Origin of the sequence: Sphingomonas sp. JC676 (genome assembly GCF_014489075.1) — a bacterium.
Classification (GTDB): Bacteria; Pseudomonadota; Alphaproteobacteria; order Sphingomonadales; family Sphingomonadaceae; genus Sphingomonas.
In genome coordinates this window covers 179,697-203,729 of the sequence record NZ_JACTGR010000007.1, presented here as the reverse complement: position 1 = coordinate 203,729, position 24,033 = coordinate 179,697, and the positions used below count along the sequence as shown (strand labels likewise).

Annotated in this window: 29 protein-coding genes; 13 read left to right on the top strand and 16 right to left on the bottom strand. The window is 65.8% G+C overall.

The features are described 5' to 3' along the window. The first annotated feature begins 16 nt into the window (after positions 1 to 16). Together IAG41_RS21455 and IAG41_RS21450 are read left to right on the top strand one after the other, a co-directional pair. Complete coding sequence (locus IAG41_RS21455; protein WP_187730730.1) at positions 17 to 1,279, top strand: ectonucleotide pyrophosphatase/phosphodiesterase; 1,263 nt, start codon at positions 17 to 19, stop codon at positions 1,277 to 1,279. Positions 1,280 to 1,317: 38 nt separating this feature from the next. Beyond that, the gene (locus tag IAG41_RS21450; RefSeq protein WP_187730729.1) at positions 1,318 to 1,764 is read left to right on the top strand and encodes a MaoC family dehydratase; all 447 of its coding nucleotides are present in this window, start codon (positions 1,318 to 1,320) and stop codon (positions 1,762 to 1,764) included. Here the strand turns inward: IAG41_RS21450 and IAG41_RS21445 are convergent. From IAG41_RS21445 to petA, 5 genes are all read right to left on the bottom strand, one after another. Further along, positions 1,761 to 2,087, bottom strand: coding sequence for a hypothetical protein (locus IAG41_RS21445; protein ID WP_187730728.1), 327 nt, complete (start codon positions 2,085 to 2,087; stop codon positions 1,761 to 1,763). The two genes, IAG41_RS21450 and IAG41_RS21445, sit on opposite strands and share 4 nt — an antisense overlap. A gap of 104 nt (positions 2,088 to 2,191) precedes the next feature. Further along, positions 2,192 to 2,731, bottom strand: coding sequence for an adenine phosphoribosyltransferase (locus IAG41_RS21440; RefSeq protein ID WP_187730727.1), 540 nt, complete (start codon positions 2,729 to 2,731; stop codon positions 2,192 to 2,194). Between the two features lie 79 nt (positions 2,732 to 2,810). After that, on the bottom strand, positions 2,811 to 3,659 hold the full coding sequence (locus IAG41_RS21435; protein WP_187730726.1) for a cytochrome c1: 849 nt from the start codon (positions 3,657 to 3,659) through the stop codon (positions 2,811 to 2,813). 15 nt (positions 3,660 to 3,674) lie between these two features. Continuing rightward, positions 3,675 to 4,952 (bottom strand): cytochrome b, encoded by a 1,278-nt coding sequence (locus tag IAG41_RS21430; RefSeq protein WP_187730725.1) that lies wholly within the window; start codon positions 4,950 to 4,952, stop codon positions 3,675 to 3,677. Positions 4,953 to 4,964: 12 nt separating this feature from the next. After that, on the bottom strand, positions 4,965 to 5,549 hold the full coding sequence (petA, locus tag IAG41_RS21425; protein ID WP_187730724.1) for a ubiquinol-cytochrome c reductase iron-sulfur subunit: 585 nt from the start codon (positions 5,547 to 5,549) through the stop codon (positions 4,965 to 4,967). Positions 5,550 to 5,767: 218 nt separating this feature from the next. Between petA and IAG41_RS21420 the strand changes: the two genes are divergently transcribed. Genes IAG41_RS21420 through IAG41_RS21410 form a run of 3 tightly spaced genes read left to right on the top strand, consistent with a single transcriptional unit; the run spans position 5,768 to position 7,643 of the window. Continuing rightward, positions 5,768 to 6,217 (top strand): tRNA (cytidine(34)-2'-O)-methyltransferase, encoded by a 450-nt coding sequence (locus IAG41_RS21420; RefSeq protein WP_187730723.1) that lies wholly within the window; start codon positions 5,768 to 5,770, stop codon positions 6,215 to 6,217. Then, positions 6,214 to 7,056: an oxygen-dependent coproporphyrinogen oxidase gene (hemF, locus tag IAG41_RS21415; protein ID WP_187730722.1), complete on the top strand. Its 843-nt coding sequence runs from the start codon at positions 6,214 to 6,216 to the stop codon at positions 7,054 to 7,056. The genes IAG41_RS21420 and hemF overlap by 4 nt, the downstream gene beginning before the upstream one ends. Continuing rightward, the gene (locus IAG41_RS21410) at positions 7,047 to 7,643 is read left to right on the top strand and encodes a GNAT family N-acetyltransferase (protein WP_187730721.1); all 597 of its coding nucleotides are present in this window, start codon (positions 7,047 to 7,049) and stop codon (positions 7,641 to 7,643) included. The genes hemF and IAG41_RS21410 overlap by 10 nt, the downstream gene beginning before the upstream one ends. On the opposite strand, the gene IAG41_RS21405 is transcribed toward IAG41_RS21410, so the two are convergent. Together IAG41_RS21405 and IAG41_RS21400 are read right to left on the bottom strand one after the other, a co-directional pair. Then, the gene (locus IAG41_RS21405; protein WP_187730720.1) at positions 7,619 to 8,347 is read right to left on the bottom strand and encodes a hypothetical protein; all 729 of its coding nucleotides are present in this window, start codon (positions 8,345 to 8,347) and stop codon (positions 7,619 to 7,621) included. The two genes, IAG41_RS21410 and IAG41_RS21405, sit on opposite strands and share 25 nt — an antisense overlap. Further along, positions 8,344 to 9,168, bottom strand: a complete 825-nt coding sequence (locus tag IAG41_RS21400; RefSeq protein WP_262408822.1) for a glycerophosphoryl diester phosphodiesterase membrane domain-containing protein — start codon at positions 9,166 to 9,168, stop codon at positions 8,344 to 8,346. Before IAG41_RS21400 ends, IAG41_RS21405 begins: the two co-directional genes overlap by 4 nt. Before the next feature lie 108 nt (positions 9,169 to 9,276). Between IAG41_RS21400 and lipB the strand changes: the two genes are divergently transcribed. The 3 genes from lipB to IAG41_RS21385 all read left to right on the top strand — a co-directional run bounded on the left by lipB (position 9,277) and on the right by IAG41_RS21385 (position 11,124). Next, positions 9,277 to 9,921, top strand: coding sequence for a lipoyl(octanoyl) transferase LipB (lipB, locus tag IAG41_RS21395; protein WP_187730718.1), 645 nt, complete (start codon positions 9,277 to 9,279; stop codon positions 9,919 to 9,921). A 102-nt stretch (positions 9,922 to 10,023) separates the two neighbouring features. Beyond that, positions 10,024 to 10,266 carry a hypothetical protein gene (locus IAG41_RS21390; RefSeq protein ID WP_187730717.1) on the top strand — a complete coding sequence of 81 codons (243 nt, stop codon included), beginning with the start codon at positions 10,024 to 10,026 and terminating at the stop codon, positions 10,264 to 10,266. A gap of 171 nt (positions 10,267 to 10,437) precedes the next feature. Beyond that, on the top strand, positions 10,438 to 11,124 hold the full coding sequence (locus tag IAG41_RS21385; protein ID WP_187730716.1) for a hypothetical protein: 687 nt from the start codon (positions 10,438 to 10,440) through the stop codon (positions 11,122 to 11,124). Between the two features lie 4 nt (positions 11,125 to 11,128). On the opposite strand, the gene queE is transcribed toward IAG41_RS21385, so the two are convergent. The 7 genes from queE to IAG41_RS21350 all read right to left on the bottom strand — a co-directional run bounded on the left by queE (position 11,129) and on the right by IAG41_RS21350 (position 16,672). Next, positions 11,129 to 11,761, bottom strand: coding sequence for a 7-carboxy-7-deazaguanine synthase (gene queE, locus IAG41_RS21380; RefSeq protein ID WP_187730715.1), 633 nt, complete (start codon positions 11,759 to 11,761; stop codon positions 11,129 to 11,131). 10 nt (positions 11,762 to 11,771) lie between these two features. After that, a complete protein-coding gene (gene queC / locus IAG41_RS21375) occupies positions 11,772 to 12,455 on the bottom strand; it encodes a 7-cyano-7-deazaguanine synthase QueC (protein WP_187730714.1) in 684 nt (227 codons plus the stop codon). 166 nt (positions 12,456 to 12,621) lie between these two features. Continuing rightward, the gene (locus IAG41_RS21370; protein ID WP_187730713.1) at positions 12,622 to 13,023 is read right to left on the bottom strand and encodes a DUF3617 domain-containing protein; all 402 of its coding nucleotides are present in this window, start codon (positions 13,021 to 13,023) and stop codon (positions 12,622 to 12,624) included. 86 nt (positions 13,024 to 13,109) lie between these two features. Next, positions 13,110 to 14,033 (bottom strand): Hsp33 family molecular chaperone HslO, encoded by a 924-nt coding sequence (locus tag IAG41_RS21365; protein WP_187730712.1) that lies wholly within the window; start codon positions 14,031 to 14,033, stop codon positions 13,110 to 13,112. Positions 14,034 to 14,108: 75 nt separating this feature from the next. Continuing rightward, positions 14,109 to 14,549: a hypothetical protein gene (locus tag IAG41_RS21360; RefSeq protein WP_187730711.1), complete on the bottom strand. Its 441-nt coding sequence runs from the start codon at positions 14,547 to 14,549 to the stop codon at positions 14,109 to 14,111. Positions 14,550 to 14,559: 10 nt separating this feature from the next. Then, positions 14,560 to 15,483 (bottom strand): ornithine carbamoyltransferase, encoded by a 924-nt coding sequence (gene argF, locus IAG41_RS21355; RefSeq protein WP_187730710.1) that lies wholly within the window; start codon positions 15,481 to 15,483, stop codon positions 14,560 to 14,562. Continuing rightward, positions 15,476 to 16,672, bottom strand: a complete 1,197-nt coding sequence (locus IAG41_RS21350; RefSeq protein ID WP_187730709.1) for an aspartate aminotransferase family protein — start codon at positions 16,670 to 16,672, stop codon at positions 15,476 to 15,478. The genes argF and IAG41_RS21350 overlap by 8 nt, the downstream gene beginning before the upstream one ends. A 146-nt stretch (positions 16,673 to 16,818) precedes the next feature. Between IAG41_RS21350 and IAG41_RS21345 the strand changes: the two genes are divergently transcribed. After that, positions 16,819 to 17,541 carry a hypothetical protein gene (locus IAG41_RS21345; protein ID WP_187730708.1) on the top strand — a complete coding sequence of 241 codons (723 nt, stop codon included), beginning with the start codon at positions 16,819 to 16,821 and terminating at the stop codon, positions 17,539 to 17,541. A gap of 7 nt (positions 17,542 to 17,548) precedes the next feature. Here IAG41_RS21345 and IAG41_RS21340 read toward each other — a convergent pair whose 3' ends face one another. Together IAG41_RS21340 and IAG41_RS21335 are read right to left on the bottom strand one after the other, a co-directional pair. After that, entirely contained in the window at positions 17,549 to 18,319 is a 771-nt protein-coding gene (locus IAG41_RS21340) for an IclR family transcriptional regulator (RefSeq protein WP_262408811.1), read from the bottom strand. A 78-nt stretch (positions 18,320 to 18,397) separates the two neighbouring features. Continuing rightward, positions 18,398 to 19,240 (bottom strand): ABC transporter permease, encoded by an 843-nt coding sequence (locus tag IAG41_RS21335; protein WP_187730707.1) that lies wholly within the window; start codon positions 19,238 to 19,240, stop codon positions 18,398 to 18,400. 51 nt (positions 19,241 to 19,291) lie between these two features. Here IAG41_RS21335 and IAG41_RS21330 point away from each other — a divergent pair, with 51 nt between their 5' ends. The 4 genes from IAG41_RS21330 (at position 19,292) to parE (ending at position 23,939) form a co-directional block, all read left to right on the top strand. Then, positions 19,292 to 19,939: a GcrA family cell cycle regulator gene (locus tag IAG41_RS21330; RefSeq protein WP_187730706.1), complete on the top strand. Its 648-nt coding sequence runs from the start codon at positions 19,292 to 19,294 to the stop codon at positions 19,937 to 19,939. Positions 19,940 to 20,052: 113 nt separating this feature from the next. Beyond that, on the top strand, positions 20,053 to 20,376 hold the full coding sequence (locus tag IAG41_RS21325; protein WP_187730705.1) for a hypothetical protein: 324 nt from the start codon (positions 20,053 to 20,055) through the stop codon (positions 20,374 to 20,376). Continuing rightward, positions 20,373 to 21,899: a methyl-accepting chemotaxis protein gene (locus tag IAG41_RS21320; RefSeq protein ID WP_187730704.1), complete on the top strand. Its 1,527-nt coding sequence runs from the start codon at positions 20,373 to 20,375 to the stop codon at positions 21,897 to 21,899. Before IAG41_RS21325 ends, IAG41_RS21320 begins: the two co-directional genes overlap by 4 nt. 57 nt (positions 21,900 to 21,956) lie before the next feature. Further along, entirely contained in the window at positions 21,957 to 23,939 is a 1,983-nt protein-coding gene (gene parE / locus IAG41_RS21315; RefSeq protein WP_187730703.1) for a DNA topoisomerase IV subunit B, read from the top strand. Positions 23,940 to 24,033: the final 94 nt, after the last annotated feature.

The window sequence follows — 24,033 nt, the reverse complement described above, 5'->3', positions numbered from 1 at the left end:
GAGCATGGGGCGCACCATGCGCTGGTATTCGAAGATCGCCGCCGCGGCGCTTGCCGCCCTGCTCCAGGCCTGCGCGACCGCGCCGGCGCTGACGCCGACGCCTCCGGTTGCCGCCGAAGTCCGCGCGCCGGTGACGATCCTCGTCTCGATCGACGGCTTCCGGCCCGATTATCTCGAGCGCGGCGTCACACCCAATCTGTCGCGACTGGCGGCGGAGGGCGCGAGCGCGGCGATGCGGCCGAGCTTCCCGTCCAAGACCTTTCCCAATCACTGGACGCTGGTGACCGGGCTCGTTCCCGATCATCACGGCATCGTCGCCAACAAGATGGAGGATCCGGCCCGACCGGGCGAGACCTTCACCATGGCGACCGACGATCCCTATTGGTGGAGCGCCGCCGAGCCGATCTGGGTGGACGCCGAGAAGGCGGGCATCCGCGCCGGCACCTTGTTCTGGCCCGGATCGAATGTGGCGATCGGCGCGACCAAGGCCGATAAATGGCCCTATGAGCTCAGCGGCGGCACGCGGCCCGAGGATTGGGCCCAGTTCAACCAGGCGTTGACCGGCAAGCAGCGGGTCAACGGCCTGCTCGACTGGCTGCGCCGCCCCGCGGCGATCCGGCCGAAATTCCTGACGCTCTATTTCGACACCGTGGACAGCGCCGGCCATAGCTACGGCCCGATGGATTCCCGCACCACCAAGGCGGTGGCGGACGTCGACAAAAGGATCGGCGAGCTGATGGCGGGGCTGGAAGCGCTGGGCCAGCCCGCGAACCTGGTGGTCGTCGCCGATCACGGCATGGCCGCGACGAGCAGCGACCGCGTCGTGCTGCTCGGGCTGCCGGCGGACAGCTATCATCTGGTCGAGAGCGGACCCTATGCCGTGCTCAATCCACTGCCGGGCAAGCAAACCCTGGTCGAGACGGCACTGCTGGGGCATCGCGATCACATGGATTGCTGGCGCAAAAGCGAGATCCCCGCGCGCTTCCGCTACGGCACCAATCCGCGCATTCCGGCGATCCTCTGCCTCGCCGAGACCGGCTGGCAGATCGCCGAGAAGCCGCCGAAGGAGAAGTCCTCGGGCGGCAACCATGGCTATGACAACCAGGCGCCGGACATGGCGGCCTTGTTCATCGCGCACGGACCGGCGTTCCGTCCCGCCAAGCTGGCGCCGTTCGACAATGTCGATGTCTATCCGCTGCTGCGCGACCTGCTGGGGCTGCCGGCCAAGCCCGGCATCGACGGTACCGACACGCCGTTCAGGGATGTGCTGATCCGCTAGGTCTTGCCTTGGATGCGTTTCCATACGAAACTCATCTGATGCTGTACCTGGACGATATCGAAGTCGGCGCGAAGCGGAGCTTCGGCCGCTATGAAGTGACCCGCGAGGAAGTGCTGGAGTTCGCGGCGAAATATGATCCGCAGCCCTTCCATCTCTCCGATGAGGCAGCGGCCGAGACCCATTTCGAGCGGCTGGCGGCAAGCGGCTGGCACACCTGCGCGATGACGATGTCGATGTTCGTCGCGGAGATGAAGGAGCATCCCCAGGCGAGCCTGGGCGCGGCGGGCATCGACGAGCTGCGCTGGTTGAAGCCCGTCTATCCGGGCGATGTGCTACGGTGTGAGAGCGAGGTGCTGGAGGTACGGCCCTCGCAGAGCCGGCCCGGCATGGGCAGCATCAAGAACCGGATGACGACCTTCAACCAGCATGGCGAGCCGGTGCTCCGGTTCGTCGCGCTGGGATTGATGCGGACGCGGCCCGCTTAACGGCGGCTGGGGCGCCCGCGCCCGCGGAAATCGTGCCAGTTGTTGCGCCAAGTGGTATTGCCGCGCCAGTTGCCGCGCCGGCCCTCCCAATAGCCGCGCTGGTTGTCGTTCCAGGCGTGGCGGCGGTGATGCCGGTCATAGACGTAGACGCCGGTGCCGGGATAATAATAATCGTCGTACCAGCCCCAATAGGGATCGCCCCAGGCGGCGTTGTAGCCGACCGAAACGCCTGAATAGCCATAACCATCCTCGGCACAGCCACCAAGCGCGGCGGCGCCGATCAGGGCGGTGGCGAGAAGTGCGGGTTTGAAGGGAAAGCGCATTGCCGGTCACTCCTTAGAGCCGGGAGTGCAAAGCGCCGCGAGGGCGAACTCCGCACCCCCTGATCACCGAATGCTCGAAGCGTAAGGCGGTTCCTCGCCCCGGCTCAATGGCCCTCGAACGCAACCAGCGTGCTGACCGCGATCCCATCGCTGCGCAGCGCATCCGCGCCGCCAAGCTCGGGCAGGTCGATCACGAAGGCCGCCTGGGTAACTTCGGCGCCAGCCTTGCGCAGCAGCCGCACAGCGGCTCGGGCCGTGCCGCCGGTAGCGATCAGATCGTCGACGAGCAGCACCCTGGCGCCGGGCGCACAGGCATCGGCATGGATCGCGATGCGATCGGTGCCGTATTCGAGCGCATAATCCTCGGCAATCGTAGCGCCCGGGAGCTTGCCGTCCTTGCGGATCAGCAGCACCCCGGTGCCGAGCTTCACCGCCAGCGCCGCGCCGAACAGGAAGCCGCGTGCCTCGATCCCCGCGACCAGATCGACCTTGCCCTCGACCTGCGCGGCCATGCGCTCGATCGTCAGCGCCAGCCCCTCTGCATCGAGCAGCAGCGTGGTGATGTCGCGGAACATGATGCCCGGCTTGGGAAAATCGGGGATCGTGCGGATGCGCCGCCTTATGTCTTCGTTGGCGTCGGTCATGAAGCGAATTCCCAAAAAGGAACCCCGCCAAGCTGCGCTTCGGCGGGGTCCCGTTAGATCAGCGTCGAAAGTGAAGCTCTTAGTGCTTCACGCCCCGCCACACGGTCAGATACGCGCCATAAGCGAGGATCGTCGCGAAGAGCAGGAAGCCGACCACCGCGAAACCGGTCGCGTGGCGGGCCTGCATCGTCGGTTCCGCAGTCCACACCAGGAACGCCGCGACGTCCTTGGCCATCTGGTCAACCGTGGCGCGCGTACCGTCGGTATAGGTGACCTGGTTCTCGCTGGTGAGCGGCGGCGGCATCGCGATGTTGAGGTTCGCGAAATACGGGTTGTAGTGGCTGTTCTCGGGCGTCTTGGCGCCCGGGAAGTGCTGGAGCAGCTCAGCGGGCTGCTTGTCCTGATAACCGGTCAGCAGCGAGTAGACATAAGCGGGGCCATCATGCCGCGCCTTGGTCATCAGGCTGAGGTCCGGCGGCGTGCCGGTGCCGGCATAATAGATCTTGGGCAGGCGATCCGCGGGCGTGTTGTCGCGCTCGCCCCAGGTGCCGGCCTTCTCGTCGAACACGGGCTGCTTGATGGCCCAATCCTTGGCGATCTTCTTCACCTCGGCGTCGTTATAGCCGAGGCCTTTCAGGTCGCGGAACGAGACGTTGTGGAGCGAATGGCAGTTCGCGCAGACTTCCTTGTAGACCTTGAAGCCGCGCTGGAGCTGCCGGGCGCTTTCCTCGGTATGGGTAAATTGACCGAAAGGCCCGTCCGAGGGAAGCGACAGCTCCTTCGGGTGCTTGTGGAATTCATGCTCGGCGGTCGGCTGCGGGGGTTCCTTGATCAGGCCGGTGATGGTGCCGAACAGTGCGATCATCAGCACGAAGGCAAAGCCTCCGCCGATGATGAACTTGATCGAGCGAATGAGCAGCGAAGTCATTGATCCAAATCCCCCTTACGCGCTCACGGCCGGTTCATGCGTGCTGCCACCGAGCACCGCTTCGGTGATCGAGTTGGGCAGCGGCTTCGGGCGCTCGAGGCGCGAGATGATCGGCACGACGATCAGGAAGTGCACGAAATAGTAAGCCGCGCAGATCTGGCTGAGGATCACATAGACCGGCTCGGCGGGCGAACCGCCGCAATAGCCCAGGATCAGCACGTCGAGCACCAGCACCCAGAAGGCGATGCGGTACATCGGGCGGTAATTGCCCGAGCGGACCGGCGACTTGTCGAGCCATGGCAGGAAGAACAGGATCAGGATCGATCCGAACATCGCCAGCACGCCCCACAGCTTCGCCGGCAGGATGAAGTCCGCGGTGAAGGCACGCAGGATCGCGTAGAACGGCCAGAAATACCATTCGGGCACGATGTGCGCGGGCGTCGAGAGCGGGTTGGCCGGGATATAGTTGTCCGGGTGGCCCAGATAGTCCGGCAGGAAAAAGACCAGGATCGCGAAGACGATCATGAAGATGCCGACCCCGAAGCCGTCCTTGGCCGTGTAATAGGGATGGAACGGCACCGTATCCTGCTCGCCCTTCACTTCCACGCCGGTCGGATTGCCCGAGCCGGGGATGTGCAGCGCCCAGATGTGCAGGATCACCGCGCCGACGATCACGAACGGCAGCAGATAATGGAGCGAGAAGAAGCGGTTCAGCGCGGCGTCGTCCGGCGCATAGCCGCCGAGCAGCCAAATGCGAATCCAATCGCCCACCACCGGAATGGCGGAGAAGAAGCCGGTGATCACCTGCGCGCCCCAGAAGCTCATCTGGCCCCAGGGAAGGACGTAGCCCATGAACGCGGTGGCCATGGTCAGCAGGAAGATGACCACGCCGAGCAGCCACACCATTTCGCGCGGCGGCTTGTACGAGCCGTAATAGAGGCCGCGGAACATGTGGATATAGAGCACGATGAAGAACATCGACGCGCCGTTGGCGTGCGCGAAGCGCAGGAACCAGCCCGCGTTGACGTCGCGCATGATGCCGACATTGACCGACTCGAAGGCGCCCGCGGCGCTCGAATGGAAGTGCATCGCGAGCACGATGCCGGTGACGATCTGGCAGACCAAAGCCACGCCAGCGAGCACGCCGAAGTTCCAGAAATAGTTGAGGTTGCGCGGGACCGGATAACCGGCGCCGACGGCGTTATAGACGAAGCGGGGAAGCGGCAGACGTTCGTCCACCCACTTCATGACCGGATTCTTCGGCTCGTAATGGCGTGCCCAGGGAAAGCTCATGCTCGTCTATCCTCAACCGACCACGACGACAGTGGGCGACGTGAATGCATATTTCGGAACCTCGAGGTTCTTCGGCGCCGGACCCTGGCGGATGCGGCCGGCGGTATCATAGGCCGAACCATGGCAGGGGCAGAAATAGCCGCCGAAGGGCCCGCGATTCTCGCCCTCGCCCGCGCCCAGCGGCACGCAGCCGAGATGGGTGCAGACGCCCAAGGTGATCAGCCAGTTGGTGTGGCCCTCAAGGGTGCGCTGCTCCAGCGTCTGCGGATCGCGCAGCGACGAGACCGGAACCGCGTCCGCCGCGGCGATTTCGGCCGGGGTCAGGTTGCGCACGAAGAGCGGCTGCTTGCGGAACGACACCTTGACCGCCTGGCCCGGCTCGATCGCGGAGAGATCGACCTCAGTAGACGATTGTGCGAGCGTCGCCGCGTCAGGATTCATCGAATTCACCAGCGGGAGCACTACCACGCCGGCACCCACGACCGCGACCGATACCGCAGCATAGGTCAGATAGTCGCGACGTCGCGGATTCTCGAGAAGCTCGCCGCCGGGACCGACTGTCTGGTCGGGAGGAACACCATCTTCAAGCGTTGCCATGCTTCAGCCCTTGCACTTCGAAACTAGCCGCGGCGGACGCGCGGTATAAAAACGGGACGCAGACGCATGCGCGCCCATAGCCGCCCGGTGCCCCCGGTGGCTGGCCGGCCTGATAGACGCGGGAAAGCGCCTTTGCCAACAAGGATTTTGCCCCAAGGGCGACTGGAGCCCCTGGCCCCCTCTCCCACACCCGTGAAGACCCGTCTAAAGCGCCCAAAATGCGCATCGCTCTCTTCCAGCCCGATATCGCCGGCAATGTCGGCGCCGTACTCCGTCTCGCGGCCTGCCTGGGGGCGGGTGTCGACCTGATCGAACCGATGGGATTCGCCTGGAACGACAAAGCCCGCCGGCGATCGGCGATGGATTATGAAAGCCATGTGGAAGTCGTGCGGCACGCCGATTGGGAGGCGTTCGCCGCCGAGGTGCCGGGGCGGCTGGTGCTGTTCACGACGCGCGGCGAAGTTCGCCTGCCCGAAGCACGGTTCGAAGCCGACGACACTTTGCTGTTCGGTTCCGAAAGTGCCGGCGCGCCCGATCTCGTCCACACCCGCGCGGATTTGACCGTGCGCATTCCCCTGCGGCCGGGACTTCGCTCCTTGAACCTCGCAGTGACAGCGGGCATCGCGCTCGCCGAAGCGCTGCGGCAGACCGGAGGATGGCCCGAATGATCGAACTCGACGAACAGCAGCAGCGCGCGCGCACCTGGTTCGAAAGCCTGCGCGATGCGATCTGCGCCGAATTCGAGGCGATCGAAGCCGAGGCGGGATCGGATGCGCGATTCGATTACCTTGCCTGGGACCGCGTCGATCCCTCGGGCGCACCGGGCGGGGGCGGCGTACGCGGCGTGATGAAGGGCAAGGTCTTCGAGAAGGTCGGCGTTAATGTATCGACCGTCGGCGGAGCGCTCGAGGGCGAGTTCGCCAAGACGATCCACGGCGCCGGCGAGGATCCGAGCTTCTTCGCCACCGGAATCAGCCTGGTCGCGCATATGGCCAATCCGCATGCGCCCGCGGTGCACATGAACACGCGCTTCCTGACCACGACCAAGCGCTGGTTCGGCGGCGGGGCGGATCTCAACCCGCCGATTCCCTATGAAGAGGACACAGAGGAGTTCCACGCGGCCCTGAAGGCTGCGTGCGATGCGCATGATCCGGAGCATTATCCGCGGTTCAGGAAATGGGCCGAGGACTATTTCTATATTCCCCACCGCAAGGTGCATCGCGGCGTCGGCGGCATCTTCTACGACCATCTGGAGAGCGATTGGGAAGCGGATTTCGCCTTCACCCAGGATGTCGGCCGCGCGTTTCTCGATGTCTTTCCCCGGCTGGTGCGGCGGCGGATGGCGTCGGCATTCACCGAAGCCGACAAGGCGCAGCAGCTCGAATGGCGCGGCCGCTATGCCGAGTTCAACCTGATCTATGACCGCGGGACCCTGTTCGGGCTCAAGACCGGCGGCAATGTCGATGCGATCCTGATGAGCCTGCCCCCGGTCGCGGCATGGGGCTGACGCCGGTCCCCAACGACCAGCTCGCGACGATCGTCACGTCGCTGGAGATGCGCGCCAGGCCGCCGCTGCGCCCTGCCCGCCCCTCGCCGCTGGCGCTGGTGCGCTGGCCGGCGCCGGCCAGCGAGCGCTACCGCACGCTGTTCCGCCGGGTGGGCGGGCCCTGGCTGTGGTTTTCGCGGCTGGTGATGGCGGAGGATGCGCTGCGCTCGATCCTCGATAATCCGTCGATCGAAGTCTATGCCGCCACCGATCGCGCCGGAATCGAATTGGGCATGCTCGAGCTCGATTTCCGGGTGCAGGGCAATTGCGAGATTTCCTATTTCGGGCTGGTCCCCGAGATCACCGGCAAGGGCAATGGCCGCTGGATGATGGCGCAGACGCTGGCGCTGGCCTGGCGCAAGGGCGTGGAGCGGGTGTGGGTGCATACCTGCACGCTCGATCATCCTTCGGCACTGGGCTTCTACCGGCACCATGGCTTCACGGCGTACAGACGCACGATCGAGACCTTCGCCGATCCGCGCGGCAGCGGGATCCTGCCCGCCGACGCCGCACCGCACATTCCCTATCTGGGCTCGGTCAGCCGATAGGCGGCGACGCGAAGCACGGTCACCGCGGTCCAGGCGAACCCGCCGATCAGCGCGATCGCGAGATAGGAGAAAGCGACCACGATCTGGCTGCCCCCCGTCATGACGTGCAGGCTGCCCAGGATCGCGCTCACCGCGACGACCGCGCTCAACGTCGCCAGCATCGTCAAGCCCGAGACGCCCAGCAGGATCAGCCAGACGAACCCGCCGCTGCGCGTCCATCCCTGCCGGAACGCCTCGATCACGCCCTGCTCGGGTCGAGCGGCATATGCCGGGGCCGCCAGCCAGGTACGCGCCAGCGCGAACAATCCGGGCAGGACGAACAGCGACAGCCCGACCGCGAAAGCGAGGTTGCCGAGCAGGTCGATTGCCAGGAACGGCAGAAACCGCCGCAACGTGAGCATCAGCACCTCGCCCAGCGTGCGGCCGCCGCCCTGGAGGAAAAGGTTCAGGATCGCGAACGTCCCGAAATCCATGGCGGCAGTGATGAGGAGGATCGCCAGGAGGTTGTCGCCATAGAAACGGTTCAGCGCCTCCCGCATCTGTTCGGGTGGCGTGCTCTGCATCACGCCGCTAGCGCCGAGCAGCATCACGAAACCGAGTATCGGCACCACGTAGAACACGCCTGCGATGCGCGTCAGTAACTGGCGTTCGCCCCGCCAAATCGCACCGGCGTCGGCAAAAACGCCGGCAAAGCTCAGCTTCATGGCGTCTGTACGTGCGTACGCAGGTCTGCCTGGGCGGAAAGCGCCAGATAGAGCTTGGCGGTAAACGCAGGCAACAGCACCAGGAACGCGGTCTGCACTGCGCCGGTGACGATCGAGGTGAGCACGCCCGCCAGCGAGATGCCGCCCTCGCTGCCCCCGGCCACCAGCGCGAAGATGCTGCCGAACACGGTGTTCGCGGCAAGCGCCGAGACGGTGGCGACCACGACGAACAGGATCAGCACGCCGATGATACGCCAGGTGCTGCCGCGGGTCAGCTGCCAACTCCGGGGGATTGCGCTCAACATGCGCTGCTCGCGCACGACGACCGGCGTCGTCACGATCAGCCGCGCGCCGATCCAGATGAAGGCGATCGAGAGGACCATGAAATAGATCCAGACGAAGCCCGCCACCGCGGGGCTGATATCGACCACCTCGCCCCGCGCGATCGCCGTCAGGTCATAGCCGCTCGCCGCCAGGAAAAAGGGCACGGGCAAGGTCAGCGCGATCATCGCGATACCCAGCACCACCGACACGGCAAGTGCGGGCAGCAGCCGGCGACGCGCAATCACAGCCGCCGGCTCCCCGCTTGCCCCCTCCAGCGCCATCGCGACGATGACCAGCGATCCCCAGACCGAAAGTATTGCGAACGCCAGTTGGACCAGCCGCAGCGCCAGCACCACGCCGGGCGTGGCGGTAAGGAAAACCGTCGCGAAATTGCCGCCGATCGATGCCGGCACGAAAAAGGCGATAAGCGCGATCGGAACGATCGCTCCGATATTGTCGCTTAGAAACTCCGCCGTCCGATCCCAGACGGTACTCATCTTCACCATCGCGTCGCCATCCCCTCCGTCGCAGGGGCCGTGTTAGCGGGTGCACAACGCATTGCCAATGCTTGCGCATCGGCGCCAACGCGCGCAATCGCGCCGGATATGGTTGAAGATATCGAATGGCGCGTCGAGCCACGACCGATCGACTATGCCGCGGCGCTGGAGATTATGGAGACGCGCGCGGGCGCCGTGACCAGACATGAGGCGCCCGAGCTCGTCTGGCTGCTCGAGCACCCGCCGGTCTACACCGCGGGGACCAGCGCCGACGCAGCCGAACTGCTCGACCCGCGCTTCCCGGTGCACCGCACCGGGCGCGGCGGGCGCTACACCTATCACGGCCCGGGGCAACGGATCGGCTATGTCGTGCTCGACTTGCGCAAACGGCAGAAGGACGTGCGGGGCTATGTCCATGCGCTCGAGGGCTGGGTGATCGCGGCATTGGGCGAATTGGGGATCGAGGCGTTCCGCGCGCCCGGCCGGATCGGTATCTGGACGCTCGATCATGGCCAGGAAGCCAAGATCGGCGCAATCGGCGTTCGCATCCGCCAATGGGTGACGCTGCACGGATTCGCCGTGAATTTGAACCCGGATCTCAGTCACTTCGCCGGCATCGTGCCGTGCGGCATCCCCGAATTTCCGGTGACCAGCGCCGCTGCATTGGGCTTGGATATTGCGGCAGACCGTTTTGATGCGGCGCTTTCTGCCACATTTTTGCCATTTTTGGCGGGTCTGACCCGCGACGGGTAAAACGAGTCTTGAGGCCGTGCCCTGAACCGTCTAATGTCCATCACGGTTTGGGTATTAACGGCGTAACCGTCATCCAAATCCACTATCTAGGGAGCAATTTACATGCGTGCAGTCCTTTCGAAGATCGTTGCAGGTTCGATGATCGCCGGCGCGGCCCTCCTGGCCTCGGCGTGCACCAGCAACGAGAGCACGACCAACGTCACGAACACCACCGAAGTCGTTCCGACCGAGAACGTGACGACCACGGACACGATGGTCACCAACATCGACACCGCGGCGCCCGAGAACGGCACCGTCGTCGAGAACACGACCACGACCGAGACGAACACCACGAACGCGATGTAATCATCGCGCGAAAGCGTGTTTTCGAAAGGGCCGTCCGGGCGACCGGGCGGCCCTTTTCCTTTGGAATCACGGCGAAATGCAGCGCCCTCGCGTCGCTCTTCCAAAAAAAGGGTTGGGTGCGGAATCGAAACACCGTAACCACCAAGCGGACGTAAAGCATAAGAGGGCAGGATGCTGGTTCCGCGTATTGTTATCATCGCCGCCGGTATCGCCGGCCTATTCGCCACGGCACCGGCCTCGGCGCAGTTCTTTTTCAAATCGGCCGATCTGACCGGCGCGCGCGTCACCGGCGAGGAGCCGGGCATGACGGGCCCTATCTTGCCCAGCGCGACCGCTCCGGAACTGAGTGCGGCGCTCGTTTGGAACTTGCGCGCGGCGCTGAATGTCGCTGCGCTGCAGTGCGGATTCGAGCCCACCCTGATGACGCTCGCAAACTATAATGCGTTCCTCAAGGATCACGACACTGAACTGGATCAGTCCATGGCAGTTCTGGACAAATACTTCTTCCGAATGACGAAGAACAAAAAGGCCGGCCAGACCGAGCTCGATAAATTTCTCACGCGCGTATATTCGGGATTCTCGACCGTAGGCGGCCAGCGATCCTTCTGCCAAACTGCTGCCTCAATCGGCCATGATGCAGTGTTCGCTAGCCGCGGCCAGATCTATGAACTTGCCCATAGCCGCATGCGCGAGTTGCGCGCCAGCCTGGCCGCCTGGGGCGAGCAGCAGTTCCGCGCGCGCACCATCGGCAGCGTGCTGACTCCGGCCAGACCGCTGCCGCCCTTCGGCAACCCCAAATGCTGGAAGAAGGAACGCTACCAGGAGAAGAAATGCGGACCGCTGCAAAGCTGGGGCTGATACCCTAGCGCAGCCCCAGCAGCTTGTGGGTCTGCAGCGTCAACCGCCATTTGGGACGATCGAGCGCGAGCGCCACAGCCGCGCGGGTGTTCGCCTCCGCCTCGGCGCTGTCCATCGGCTGGACGAGGAAATGGGCGAAGTCCCATGTCTCCAGCACGTCAAGATCGGTGCCTGCCTGCGGCCAGACCAGCTTGAGTTCGTCGCCCGAGCGCTGAACGACCGCGCTGCCCGCCTTGGGGCTGATGCACACCCAGTCAATCCCTGGATGCGCCGGCAGGGTGCCGTTGCTCTCGATCGCGATGCGGAAGCCGCGGGCATGCAGCGCGTCGACCAGCGCGTCATCGACCTGGAGCATGGGCTCGCCGCCGGTGAGCACGACGAAGCGGGCGTCCGTCCCCTCCCCCCAATGGCCAAGGACCGCATCGGCCAGCGCCTGTGCATCGGCGAACTTGCCGCCGCCCAGCCCATTAGTGCCGACGAACTCGGTGTCGCAGAACTTGCAGACCGCAGTCGCCCGATCGGCCTCGCGGCCCGACCACAGGTTGCAGCCGGCGAAGCGCACGAACACCGCCCGCGCGCCGGCATTGACCCCCTCGCCCTGGAGCGTGAGGAACATCTCCTTGACCGCGTAGCTCATCGTCGGCGCTTCAGGCCGGCACGGCGTAGCGCGTGGGATCGGGCAGGCCAGCCTCCTCGAAGCCCTTGGCGCGCAGGCGGCAGCTGTCGCACAGGCCGCAATGCAGGCTGCCGAGCGCAGGATCGTAGCACGACCAGCTGATCCCCGCGTCGAGGCCGAGGCGGGCCGCCTCGCGGACAATATCGGCCTTGGTCATGTGCTGGAGCGGGGCGCGGATATGGAAGGGCTCGCCCTCCACCCCGGCCTTGGTCGCGATCTCGGCCAGCTTCTCGAACTCGGCGATGAATTCGGGGCGACAATCGGGATAGCCCGAATAATCAAGCGCGTTGACGCCGATATAGATGTCGCGGGCGCCCGCCGCCTCGGCCCAGCCGAGCGCGAGGCTGAGGAAGATCGTGTTGCGCGCGGGCACATAGGTGACGGGGATATCGTCGCCCACGCCCGTCTTGGGCACGTCGATCTCTGCCGTGAGCGCCGATCCGCCGAACGCGCGCAGGTCGAGCGGGAGGACGACATGGCGCTCGGCACCCAGCACCGCGGCGATGCGGCGCGCGGCGGCGAGTTCGACCTGGTGTCGTTGGTTATAGTCGATCGAGAGCGCCAGCAGCCGGTGCCCGTCCTCGCGGGCGCGGGCAGCCGCCACCATCGAATCGAGCCCGCCGGAAAGCAGGGCAATCGCAATGCTTTGAGTCATGCCGGCACGGCTAGCGCTTTTTGGAAGCGCGTACAGCCCCAAAGAAAATGGGCCGCCCGAAGAGCGACCCAAGGGTTTGGGAAAACCAATGCCAGAGAGGAATCCGCTCCGCGAAGGAGCAGCCTCTTATTAGCGCATGAATGGTTAAGAACGGGTAAACGCGCCATCAGCCGCAGGTGCCGACCCGGCGCCCCTCATAGTCCTCCGAGAAAGGCGCGCCGTCGAGCACGCCCTGGGTATCGACATGAACCAGCTTGCCGGTCTCGACGCCCACCGTGGTGCGGCCATGGCCGTGGCCGGGACAGGTGTAGCGGATCGTGATCGAGCGCTGCGTCTGCTCCATCACGAAATGCTCGCACTGCGCCGCGCCGTGCATCACCTGGAGCAAAGCCGCGGGATCGGTGAGGCAGAGCTTGCGCTCGCCATCCACGCTCTTGAGCTGCCATTGGCCGCGTTCGAGCCCGCTAAGCGGTGCAACTTGATCACCGCGCTGGGCGGATGCGCCGCCCGCGCCCAAGAGGAGCAACACGCCGGCCACAACCGGGCGTGCGATACGCCGAGACTCCATTCCCAACTCCCGTCCGGGGTACAGGCACCGCTCCCCAGCCGGACCGCCTGCTAGTCACGCGCAGAATATCGCGGGTTTCTGCCGTTTTACAACGGGGGTGGAACAAAATCCGCGAGCGGCACCGGGAATTTGGTCGAGCAAAAGGCACAATCGACGCTGATCACGCCATTCTCGTCGGCCATTGCGGCCCGCTCCTCCGCGGGAAATTTTCCAAGGACTTGCATGATATAGCTGGCGTCGCAGCGGCACCCGCGCGCAAGATCGGTGCCGGCGAGCAGCCGCACCTCCGGCTCCTCGTTGAACAGCCGCCAGACCAGATTCTCGAGCGGGATCGAGGCATCGGCGAGCTCGTCCGGCCCCATGGTCGAGGCCAAAGTCTCGACATGGTGCCATTCGGGATGGTCAAGCTTGGTGTGCAGCCGCTCGCGGCCTTCCTCGCCCTCGGGCAGGTGCTGGAGGAAGATGCCACCCGCGATCAGCTTGCCCGCCTCGTTGCGGTGCATCCCCAGCCGCACTAGGCTCGGGATCTGCTCGGACTGGAGGAAATAGCTCTCCGCCGCCGCCGCCAGCGAGGCGCCGTCGAGGGGCACGATCCCCTGATAGCGCTCCTTGGTCAGCGCCTGATCGAAGGTGACCGCCAGATAGCCCTTGTTGAACAGGGCATAGAGCGACGGGTTCTTGCCGAGCATCGCCAGCCGCTCGGCGTCATACTGGACATAGCCGCGCAGCTCGCCGCCCTTATAGTCGCACACCAACAGGCTGACGATGCCGCCCTGGGTCTGCGCCTGGAGCGTCATCTGGCCCTCCGCATCCTTGAGTGTCGAGCCGAGCAGCGCCGTAAGCGTCAGCGCCTCGGCGAGCAGCCGCTCGATCACCGGCGGATAGGCGTGCGCCGACAGGATCTCGTCGAGCACCGGCCCCAGCCGCGCGACGCGGCCGCGGGCGTGGCGTCCCGGAATGGTGAAGCCGATCACGCGATCGAGATCGGTGGGGGGACGGGTATCAGTCATGTCAGTCTCCACCGCTCGCGGCACGCGGCATCGGTTCCGCGCGGGCCTGACGAACGGGTTGTTCGGGTTCCGGGGCTAAATAGGGAGTCGCGGCTCCGAAACAACTCGCGCGGCGCGGCGCGCGGCGATCCGCGATGCGATCCACAGCACCCAGCCAATGAGGAGCGCAAAGCTTCCACCCCAGAATGGTACCAGGAGCGCCGACAGCGCCGTGTTGAATCGAGCGAAGATATCCTCGATGTCATCGCCGCGAGGCAAAATCCCCTCGACCCAATAGGGACTGGTTTCAGCAGCCAGCATCGCCACAACCCCGACCATGACCAGCAAAAGCCCGGTACTCGCAACCCTGCTCCGGCGAGCCCGCGCAAAGGCAGCCACCAAGCCGGCATTCACTGCCGCGATCAGGAGCAGGAACAACTGCCCGCCATCATCGATATCGCGGACGAAGACCAAGACCACAGCCAGCCCAAAGGCCAGGATCAGAGCGGCAAACGCGACAATCCGGACCAATGGCATGGCGCCCCTCCTAGATCTGTCCGAAGCACCACCTTAACACGGACTTCTGCGCATGCAGCCGGTTCTCCGCCTCCGCCCAGATCAGCGATTGCGGGCCGTCGATCACTGCATCGGTCACTTCCTCGCCGCGATGCGCGGGCAGGCAGTGGAGGAACTTGGCGTCGGGCTTGGCCTCGGCCATCAGCGCCTCGGTGACCTGGAACGGCATCATCGCCTTGAGCTTGGTCTCGGCATGGGCCTGACCCATCGAGATCCAGGTATCGGTGACGACCACGTCCGCGCCCTCGACCGCCTCTTTCGCGGTCCCGACGACGCGCGCGCGGCCCCTGCCCCGCGCGACATCCGCCTCGCTCGGCTGGAAGCCCTGCGGACAGGCCGCGACCACGTCGAAATGCATCAGCCCGCCGGCTTCCATGATCGAGGCAAGGACATTGTTGCCGTCGCCCAGCCACGCGACCTTGAGACCCGGCAGCGATCGCCCGGTCTCGAGGATGGTCAGCAGGTCCGCCATGATCTGGCAGGGATGCGAGGCGTCGGTGAGCCCGTTGATCACCGGCACGCTGGCATAGCGCGCCATGTCGACCACCTTCTGGTGATCGTCGGTGCGGATCATGATCGCGTCGCAATAGCCCGAGAGCACGCGCGCAGTATCGGCGATGCTCTCGCCGCGCCCGAGCTGCATCGAGCCTGCGTCCATCACGATGCTGGTGCCGCCCAGCTGGCGGATCGCCATGTCGAACGAGACGCGGGTGCGCGTCGAGTTCTTCTCGAAGATCATCGCCAGCACGTGGCCGGCCAGCGGCGCATCGGCATCTGCCTTGCCCTTGGGCCAGCCTGCCCGCGCCGCCTTGCGCTGAAGCGCATCGGCCAGCATCGCGGCGATGCCGTCGGCGCCCGCGTCGGACAGGTCGAGGAAATGGCGCGGCTCAGTCATCGCTGGGGATGCCGAAGGTCCGCGCGCCCTCGCTCAGCCGCTCGACGCATTCGGAGATATGCGCTTCCTCGATGATCAGCGGCGGCAGCACGCGGAACACGTTCTCGCCCGCAGCCACCGTCAGCAGCCCGTGATTGTCGCGCAGATGCGCCACGAAGTCGCGCGACACCGCCGGCTCCTTCATCTTGATGCCCAGCATCAGCCCCTTGCCGCGGATCTCCTCGAACAGATGATCATGGTTCGGGATCATCTGCTCGAACGCCTGGCGCAGCCGGTCGCCCATCTTGACGACATGCTCGAGAAAGCCGGGCTCGAGCATCACGTCGAGGATCGCCTGGCCCGCCGCCATGGCGAGCGGATTGCCGCCATAGGTCGAGCCGTGGGTGCCGATCACCATGCCCTTGGCCGCCTCTTCGGTCGCCAGACAGGCGCCGAGCGGGAAGCCGCCGCCGATGCCCTTCGCTGCGGTCAGGATGTCGGGGGTGATGCCGCAATGCTCATAGGCCCACATTTTGCCGGTGCGGCCGTAACCGCACTGAATCTCGTCGAGGATCAGCAGCAGGCCATGCTCGTCGCACGCCTTGCGCAGGCCCTGGATGAACTCCTGGGTTCCGGCGGTCATCCCACCCTCGCCCTGCACCGTCTCGACCAGGAAGCCGGCGGTCTCGTCGTCGATCTTGGCCAGCGCGCCTTCGAGATCGTTGAACTTCACGTAGTCGAAGCCCGGCAGCAGCGGCTCGAAGCCGTCGCGCATCTTGGGCTGATCGGTCGCCGAGATCGCCCCGATCGAACGACCGTGAAAGGCGTTCTTGAAGGTGATCAGCTTGTGGCGCTGCGGGTTGCCGTTGACGTAATGGTAACGGCGCGCGGTCTTGATCGCGCACTCGATCGCCTCGACCCCCGAATTGGTGAAGAACACCGTGTCGGCGAAGCTGTTGTCGACGATCCGCTGCGCCAGCGCCTCGCCCTGCGGCGAGCCGTAGAGATTGGAGACGTGCATCAGCGTCGCCGCCTGATCGGCGATCGCCTTGGTCAGATGCGGATGGCCGTGGCCGAGCGCATTGACCGCGATGCCGGCCGCGAAATCAAGATATTGCTCGCCGCGCTCGCCATAGAGATAGACCCCCTCGCCTCGCACCGGCCGCACGCCGCACCGTGGATAAACGGGCATGAGCGGGGTGATGGCCACGGGTCATTCTCCTTCAAAAAGCAAAAGGCGGCCCGTTCCGGAGCCGCCGGAGCGCGCTTTTACGGTTCGGTGAAGGGACGCGTCAACCGCATGAGTCGTGGATCGTTTCGGACGGCACGCGGGTTGATCGAAGGATGGAGGTGACGATGCCCGCAATACTCGAGAAATGGGAAATCATGCCGCACGATGACCTGGTCGAGGTCGATGACGGCGTCCTCACCGTGGCCGGCAAGATACGCATGCCGCTGGGCAATTTTCCGCGGCGGATGACGGTGGTCCGGCTGACGGCCGGCCGTACGGCCATCTACAGCGCCATCGCGCTCAATGAGCCCGAGATGCGACGGATCGAGGCGATGGGAGCGCCCGCCTTCCTGATCGTGCCCGGCGACCATCACCGGCTCGACGCGCGAATCTGGAAGCAGCGCTATCCGGACATTCGCGTGATCGCGCCGCCGGGGGCGGTCGAGGCCGTCGAGGAAGCGGTCCATGTCGACGCCACCGGCGACATATTGGACGATCCCGACACCAAGCTGGTCATCATGCCGGGCGCCGGCGGGCATGAGGCGGCGCTGGAAATACGCCGCGCATCGGGGCTGACGATCGTCGCCAACGATCTGATCGCCAATGTCGCGCATCCGCACGGCATCGGCGCGCAGATCATGGCGCGGCTGATGGGTTTCGGCGTCTCGGAGCCGCAGATCCCGCGCGTCGTCCGCCACCTGATCGTCGAGGACAAGGTCGCGCTGGCCCAGCAGTTCGCCGATTGGGCAGCGGAGCCCGACCTGCGCCGCATCGTCGTAAGCCATGGCGATGTCATCGAGGGAAATGCGGCGGAGGTGCTGCGCACCCTCGCCGACGCGCTCAACTAGACGCGGGTCAGGCCTTGGGTGGAGGGCTGTACCCGAGCGCCTTGCTGACTTTGTCGGCGATTTCGGCGACATGATCGACGACCTCCACCACCACGGCGTCGGTCAGATAGTGGGCAGCGCTGGCGATGCTGATCGCAACGCAGATATTGCCGTTCGCGTCGCGCACCGGCGCCGCAATCGAGCGCACGCCGTCTCCGATCGGGCTGTCATGCAGGACGATGCCGCGCGCGACATGGGCGCGCATCGCAGCGAGCCAGGCCTCCTCGTCGACCGGATCGGAGCTCGCCGCTGCGGACAGGCGATAAAGCTTCCTGAGGCTTTCCTCGCCGTCATCGAACAGCAGCGCCTTGCCCAGTCCCGTCTCCGCTATCGGCCGCTGGTCGCCCGGCGCCGTCGCGACGCGAAGTTTCTGCCGCCCGGTCGCCCGGTCCAGGTGCCGCGACCAATCGCCTTCGCGCTTGCCCACAAAGGCACAGAATCCGGTGCTCTCTGACAGTAGCTCGAGATAGGGCCGTGCAACCCGGACATAATCGACCTGCTCGTTGGCGACCGCACCGAGCTGGAGCAGCTTCGGACCGAGCGCGATGCCCTCGGCGGTGATCGACAGATAGCCGCGCGAGCGTAGCGCATGCGCGAGCCGGTGCGTGGTCGTCTTGCTCAGGCCGAGCTTGGTCGCCACCGCCGACATCTTGGTGGGGCCCAACAGCGTCTCGTCCAGGATATCGAGCCCGCGCATCAGCGTCTGCGCGCCCTTGGGAATATCGTCTTCGCTTGCCATTTATTTCCTTCCGGATCGGCCTATTTGCACTCTGATCCGGGCAATCTCAATGCATTCGGATGGATGGGTGGACGCGCCTCAGTTCTTGAGCTTCCAGCCGGTGCGCAGCAACGTGTAGCAGAGCAGCCCCAGCGCGATGTCGATGCCCAGGATCACGGCGCTGCCAAGCAGGATCGGCGAGTCGGCGACTCCGAGGAAGCCGTAGCGGAAACCTGAGATAATGTAGAAAAACGGGTTCGCATGGCTGATCGCGCGGAACGCCGGTGACAGGCGCTCGACCGAATAGAAGGTGCCCGACAGCAGCGAGAGCGGCGCCACGACGAAATTGGTGACCGCGGCGGCGTGGTCGAACTTTTCCGCCCAGATCGAGGTCAGCACGCCCAGCAGCGCGAGGAACAGCGAGCCGAGGAACCCGAACCACAAAACCGCCCAGAAATGGTGCGGCCAGACATGGACGCCCGGCCAGAACTGCATCGCCAGCCACACCGCGCCGCCGACGCAGAAGGCGCGCGTCACCGATCCGCCGGTGAGCGCCGCGAGCAGCTCGGCGGTGGAGAGCGGCGGCATCAGATAATCGACGATCGTGCCCTGGATCTTGCCGACGAGCAGCGAGAAGCTGGCATTGGCGAAGGCGTTCTGGAGCATGCCCATCACGATCAGGCCCGGCGCGATGAAATCGGCGAAGTGGATTTGCTGACCCTGGAGCGTCACCATCCGCCCGCCGCCACCCAAAGCGACGGTGAAAATGACCAGAAACAGGAGAGTCGTTACCGCCGGCGCCCATATCGTCTGGAGCTGCACCTTGAAGAAACGGCGCACCTCCTTGATATAGAGCGTACGCAATCCTCCCCAATTCACGTTGCGAATCACCGGAACGCCGGGTTCTGGGAGGTTCGAACCGATTTCAGGGTGGCTGCTCATCGCGCGTTCGCGTAACCGCTGCACGCGCCGCCCGCAAGTTGAAGGAAGATCATGAGCTGGACCGACGAGCGTATCGAGACGCTGAAGAAGATGTGGGATAGCGGCCTTACCGCCACGCAGATCGCCGAGGAGCTGGGCGGCGTGAGCCGTAACGCGGTGATCGGCAAGGCGCATCGCCTGGGCCTGCCCGCGCGCCCGTCGCCGGTGAAACCCAACGAGCCCAAGGCCCAGGCGGCACCGAAGCCGGCGCCCGCACCGGTCGCGGCTCCCGCCCCGGCGGCGCCCGCACCTGCGCCCAAGGCTGCAGCCGTCGAGCCCGAGCCGCGCGAAGCCGCGCCGGCCCCCGAGCCCAAGCCCGAGGGTCCCGTGCTCCGCTCGGTCGGCCCCGGCGGCTTCCTGCGCCAGAATCCCGGTGAGCAGGCCGCGCCGATCACTCCGGCCCCGCCGCGCCGCCTGGTGCCGGCCAAGCCGAGCGACGCGATCGCGGGCAAGACGACCCTGCTCGATCTCAACGACCGCATCTGCAAATGGCCGCTCGGCCATCCCGGCGAGCCCGATTTCCACTTCTGCGGCGACAAGGTGAATCCGGGTTTCCCGTACTGCGTCGCGCATTGCGGCCACGCCTATCAGGCGCAGCTCCCGCGCCGCGATCGCCGCCCGCCGCCCCCGATGCCGTTCGGCGGCCCGCGCGTCCGCTGACATTGCGAAAACCGTCGCTCCCGCTCGCGGGGCGACGGAAAATGCCGGTGGCGACGCCAATAGATCCATTGTGGTTCACAAGGCGCTAACCATTTCCGGCTAGTCGGGACGGTATGTCCCTGCGTTTCTCTGCAGCCTTCTTTCGTCACGCTGTGGCCGCTCAGATCGCGTGCGTTGTGGGCGCGATGCTGTTCGCCGCGCTCTATCCGCCTGCGCGTGGCAAGATGATCCTGATACCGATCTGGCCGGGCGCGGAACGTGGCATGCTCGCGCTTGCAATCGATGAGCACGCCTTGCTGATCGGCCAGGGGCCCCTGTCTAACTCCTTCGTCGTCTTCGGAGAGCGCTCCGCCATCGCCGCGGGAATGCTACGCCGTGGCGTGCTGGTGCTCGCCGCGCCGCCCGCCGCGTGCGGCGAGCGCGGGAGGCTCGCATGATCTCGGACATCGATCGCCTGCGCCTGCGCGGAATCGACTTGCTGGTGGCGTCTGCATGGGCGGCAGTCGTTTTGCTCTTCCTGCTCGGCATCTGTCTGGGCGGCGACCGGCCCCTCGTCGTCGCCATGCTCGGCATCGCGGCCAATATCGTGCCGACGCTGATGATGCTGCGCCGCCGCCACGACGCGACCGCGCGGCTGGTGATCGGCTCGCTTGCCGCGATCCATCCGGCGCTGATGGTTTATGCGCTTGCCGGCCATGGCTGGCAGATGGATGCGCATATGTACTTCTTCGTCGCGCTCGCCGCGCTGACGGTGCTGTGCGATTGGCGCCCCATGGCGCTCGCCTCCGCGCTCATCGCGGTCCACCACCTCGTTCTCGACATCCTTGTCCCCAGCTGGGTCTTTGCCGGCGGCGGGGATTTCGGACGCGTGATATTCCATGCGGTGGCGGTGAGCATGCAGTTCGCGGTGCTCAGCTATATCAGCATCTGGCTCACCCAGTTGATGCGCGCGCAGGCCGAGGCGCGCGGCGCCAGCGAACGTCTCGCCCAGGCGGCCGACGCGCGCCGCGACGAGATCGAAGCCGCGATGGCGGCGATGCGCGCGGCGGAAACGCGCGAGCGCGAAGAGCGCGCCCGGCGTGAAACCCTGGAGCGCGACACCGCCGCGGCACGCCGCCGCGAAACGCTCGCGGTGGCAGCGGCATTCCAGGCTTCGGTCGCGGATGTCGTCGGCGCGGTCACGCAATCGGCCGGCGACCTCGATCGATCCGCGCATGCGTTGAACGACCTGGCTCGGCGCGCGAGCGGCGAGCTGAGCGAGACCGCGCGCATCGCTTCGCATGCTTCCAATACAGCGGCGAGCCTGGCCACCGACGTGCATGACCTGTCCGCCTCGATCCTCGCGATCGCGTCCAGCGTCGATCAGCAGGCGCGGCTGAGCGACGATGCCCGCAACGTTTCCGCATCGGGTGAATCGGCGGTCCATGCGCTGTCGGGCCAGGCCGGCTCGATCGGCGACTTCGCCCAGTCCATCCATGAGATCGCGGCGCGTACCAACCTGCTCGCACTGAACGCGACGATCGAAGCCGCGCGTGCGGGTGATGTGGGCCGCGGTTTTGCCGTGGTGGCGCACGAGGTGAAGCAGCTCGCCGGCCAGGCGAGCGGTGCCACCGAGCAGATACGCTCTCTCGTGGGAACGGTCGCCGGAGGTGTCACGGTGGCGCATGACGCGCTCGCCGAAATCGCCGCCACCGTCGCCGAAGTGGCTGGGGCGGCGGAGGCGATCCGCCTCGAGGTCGATCGCCAGCGTCACTCGGCACGCGCGATCGAGGGCACCGCGCGCGACACCGCACAGGGCGCGATCGAGATGGCCGACCGGATCGGCGCCGTGGCGGCAGTGGCTGGCGATACCGAACACCTCTCTGGACGCGTCTCGGATGCCGCCACCACCCTGTCGCATACTGCGCGGGCCTTGCAGCAAGCTACCGAGCATTTCGTCGAGCAGTTGCACGCCGCCTGATCGCGAACGTCCGGGCCAGCCTTGCGCGCCCGACTGGCCCGACCCTATAGCTTGGCGATGTCCGAAGACCTGTTTGCTGCGCCGGGCGTACCCGCCGGCACCTACGATGCCTCGTCGATCGAAGTGCTTGAGGGCCTGGAGCCTGTCCGGCGGCGTCCGGGCATGTATATCGGCGGCACCGACGAGCGCGCGCTGCATCACCTCGCCGCCGAAGTCCTCGACAATGCGATGGACGAGGCGGTGGCGGGGCACGCCACGCGCATCGAAGTCACGCTGGAGCCCGGCAACCGGCTGACGATCGTCGACAACGGCCGCGGCATGCCGGTCGATCCGCACCCCAAATTCCCCGACAAGTCGGCGCTCGAAGTGATCCTGTCGATGCTCCATTCGGGCGGCAAGTTCGACGGCAAGGCCTATGCCACGTCGGGCGGCCTGCACGGCGTGGGCGTAAGCGTGGTCAACGCGCTTTCGGTCGATACCGTGATCGAGGTCGCGCGCGACCGCCAGCTCTACCGCCAGCGCTTCAGCCAGGGGCAGACCTTGGGTCCGCTCGAGCACCTCGGCGGCACGCCGAACCGGCGCGGCACCTCGGTTGCGTTCACGCCGGACCCCGAGATCTTCGGGCCCGAGATGCACTTCAAGCCGGCGCGGCTCTACAAGCTGGCGCGCTCCAAGGCCTATCTGTTTGCGGGCGTCGAAATCCGCTGGAGGTGCGACCCGTCGCTCCTCACCGACGAGACCCCGCCCGAAGCGGTGTTCCAGTTCCCTGGCGGCCTCGCCGATCATCTGAAGGAACAGATTGCCGGGCGCGAATGCGCCACCGCCGATTTCTTCTCGGGCAGCCAGGATTTCCCGGGCGAGGCCCAGGGCCGCGTCGAATGGGCGGTCGCCTGGCCGCTGTGGAGCGACGGCTCGTACAGCTGGTATTGCAACACCATCCCGACGCCCGACGGCGGCACGCACGAGGCCGGCCTGCGCAACGCCCTCACCCGCGGCATCCGCGCGTTCGGCGAACTGGTCGGCCAGAAAAAGGCCAAGGACATCACCGCGGACGATCTGATGACCGGATCGGAGCTGATGCTCTCGGTCTTCATCCGCGATCCGCAATTCCAGAGCCAGACCAAGGACCGGCTCACCTCGCCCGAGGCCACCGCCATGGTCGAGCGCGCCGTGCGCGACCATTTCGACCATTTCCTCTCGGACCATATGGACCGCGGAAAGGCGCTGCTCGGCTATGTGCTTGAGCGGATGGACGAGCGGCTGAAGCGCAAGGCCGAGCGCGAGGTGAAGCGCAAGACCGCGACCTCGGCGCGCAAGCTCCGCCTGCCGGGCAAGCTCACCGATTGCTCGTCGGACGATCCTAAGGGCACCGAATTGTTCATCGTCGAGGGTGATTCGGCCGGCGGCTCGGCCAAGCAGGCGCGCGACCGCAAGACCCAGGCGATCCTGCCGATCCGCGGCAAGATCCTGAACGTCGCCAGCGCGACCAGCGCCAAGATCCTGGCCAACCAGGAAATCGCCGACCTGATCCAGGCGCTGGGCTGCGGGACGCGGAAGGACTGCGACGCGGCGAACCTGCGCTACGAGCGCATCGTCATCATGACCGACGCCGATGTCGACGGCGCGCATATCGCGACCTTGCTGATGACCTTCTTCTTCCAGGAGATGGCCGACATCGTCCGCAACGGGCATGTCTATCTGGCCCAGCCACCTCTCTATCGCCTGACGGTAGGTGCCAAGAGCCTCTACGCGCGCGACGATGCGCACCGCATCGAGATCGAGGCGAACGAATTCAAAGGCAAGAAGGTCGAGGTCAGCCGTTTCAAGGGCCTGGGGGAAATGAACCCCAACCAGCTCAAGGAAACGACGATGGACCCCAAGACACGCGGCATGCTGCGCATCACGCTGCCGCAGGAATATGAGGAGCGTGCGGGGGTAAAGGACCTGGTCGACCGGCTGATGGGCAACAACCCGGCGCACCGCTTCGCCTTCATCCAGGAGAATGCGGCGCGGCTCGACGAGGAAGTGATCGACGCCTGAGCCGTTGTGCGAGCAGGATACGACGCGATAGCTTTGCTCCGGCGGCGTAGGGCCATACTAGTCGATAACAAACCGCACCTTTGGACGAGGTTTC

Bases quoted from the DNA above. Each gene is read 5' to 3' on its own strand.
- parE (WP_187730703.1), top strand. From the start codon at position 21,957: ATGTCCGAAGACCTGTTTGCTGCGCCGGGCGTACCCGCCGGCACCTAC.
- argF (WP_187730710.1), bottom strand. From the start codon at position 15,483: ATGACTGAGCCGCGCCATTTCCTCGACCTGTCCGACGCGGGCGCCGAC.
- IAG41_RS21335 (WP_187730707.1), bottom strand. From the start codon at position 19,240: ATGAGCAGCCACCCTGAAATCGGTTCGAACCTCCCAGAACCCGGCGTT.
- queC (WP_187730714.1), bottom strand. From the start codon at position 12,455: ATGACTCAAAGCATTGCGATTGCCCTGCTTTCCGGCGGGCTCGATTCG.
- IAG41_RS21420 (WP_187730723.1), top strand. From the start codon at position 5,768: ATGCGCATCGCTCTCTTCCAGCCCGATATCGCCGGCAATGTCGGCGCC.
- IAG41_RS21360 (WP_187730711.1), bottom strand. From the start codon at position 14,549: ATGCCATTGGTCCGGATTGTCGCGTTTGCCGCTCTGATCCTGGCCTTT.
- IAG41_RS21405 (WP_187730720.1), bottom strand. From the start codon at position 8,347: ATGAAGCTGAGCTTTGCCGGCGTTTTTGCCGACGCCGGTGCGATTTGG.
- IAG41_RS21370 (WP_187730713.1), bottom strand. From the start codon at position 13,023: ATGGAGTCTCGGCGTATCGCACGCCCGGTTGTGGCCGGCGTGTTGCTC.
- IAG41_RS21320 (WP_187730704.1), top strand. From the start codon at position 20,373: ATGATCTCGGACATCGATCGCCTGCGCCTGCGCGGAATCGACTTGCTG.
- lipB (WP_187730718.1), top strand. From the start codon at position 9,277: ATGGTTGAAGATATCGAATGGCGCGTCGAGCCACGACCGATCGACTAT.
- IAG41_RS21400 (WP_262408822.1), bottom strand. From the start codon at position 9,168: ATGAGTACCGTCTGGGATCGGACGGCGGAGTTTCTAAGCGACAATATC.
- IAG41_RS21325 (WP_187730705.1), top strand. From the start codon at position 20,053: ATGTCCCTGCGTTTCTCTGCAGCCTTCTTTCGTCACGCTGTGGCCGCT.
- IAG41_RS21345 (WP_187730708.1), top strand. From the start codon at position 16,819: ATGCCCGCAATACTCGAGAAATGGGAAATCATGCCGCACGATGACCTG.
- petA (WP_187730724.1), bottom strand. From the start codon at position 5,549: ATGGCAACGCTTGAAGATGGTGTTCCTCCCGACCAGACAGTCGGTCCC.
- hemF (WP_187730722.1), top strand. From the start codon at position 6,214: ATGATCGAACTCGACGAACAGCAGCAGCGCGCGCGCACCTGGTTCGAA.
- IAG41_RS21435 (WP_187730726.1), bottom strand. From the start codon at position 3,659: ATGACTTCGCTGCTCATTCGCTCGATCAAGTTCATCATCGGCGGAGGC.
- queE (WP_187730715.1), bottom strand. From the start codon at position 11,761: ATGAGCTACGCGGTCAAGGAGATGTTCCTCACGCTCCAGGGCGAGGGG.
- IAG41_RS21440 (WP_187730727.1), bottom strand. From the start codon at position 2,731: ATGACCGACGCCAACGAAGACATAAGGCGGCGCATCCGCACGATCCCC.
- IAG41_RS21390 (WP_187730717.1), top strand. From the start codon at position 10,024: ATGCGTGCAGTCCTTTCGAAGATCGTTGCAGGTTCGATGATCGCCGGC.
- IAG41_RS21445 (WP_187730728.1), bottom strand. From the start codon at position 2,087: ATGCGCTTTCCCTTCAAACCCGCACTTCTCGCCACCGCCCTGATCGGC.
- IAG41_RS21410 (WP_187730721.1), top strand. From the start codon at position 7,047: ATGGGGCTGACGCCGGTCCCCAACGACCAGCTCGCGACGATCGTCACG.
- IAG41_RS21455 (WP_187730730.1), top strand. From the start codon at position 17: ATGCGCTGGTATTCGAAGATCGCCGCCGCGGCGCTTGCCGCCCTGCTC.
- IAG41_RS21340 (WP_262408811.1), bottom strand. From the start codon at position 18,319: ATGGCAAGCGAAGACGATATTCCCAAGGGCGCGCAGACGCTGATGCGC.
- IAG41_RS21385 (WP_187730716.1), top strand. From the start codon at position 10,438: ATGCTGGTTCCGCGTATTGTTATCATCGCCGCCGGTATCGCCGGCCTA.
- IAG41_RS21330 (WP_187730706.1), top strand. From the start codon at position 19,292: ATGAGCTGGACCGACGAGCGTATCGAGACGCTGAAGAAGATGTGGGAT.
- IAG41_RS21365 (WP_187730712.1), bottom strand. From the start codon at position 14,033: ATGACTGATACCCGTCCCCCCACCGATCTCGATCGCGTGATCGGCTTC.
- IAG41_RS21430 (WP_187730725.1), bottom strand. From the start codon at position 4,952: ATGAGCTTTCCCTGGGCACGCCATTACGAGCCGAAGAATCCGGTCATG.
- IAG41_RS21450 (WP_187730729.1), top strand. From the start codon at position 1,318: ATGCTGTACCTGGACGATATCGAAGTCGGCGCGAAGCGGAGCTTCGGC.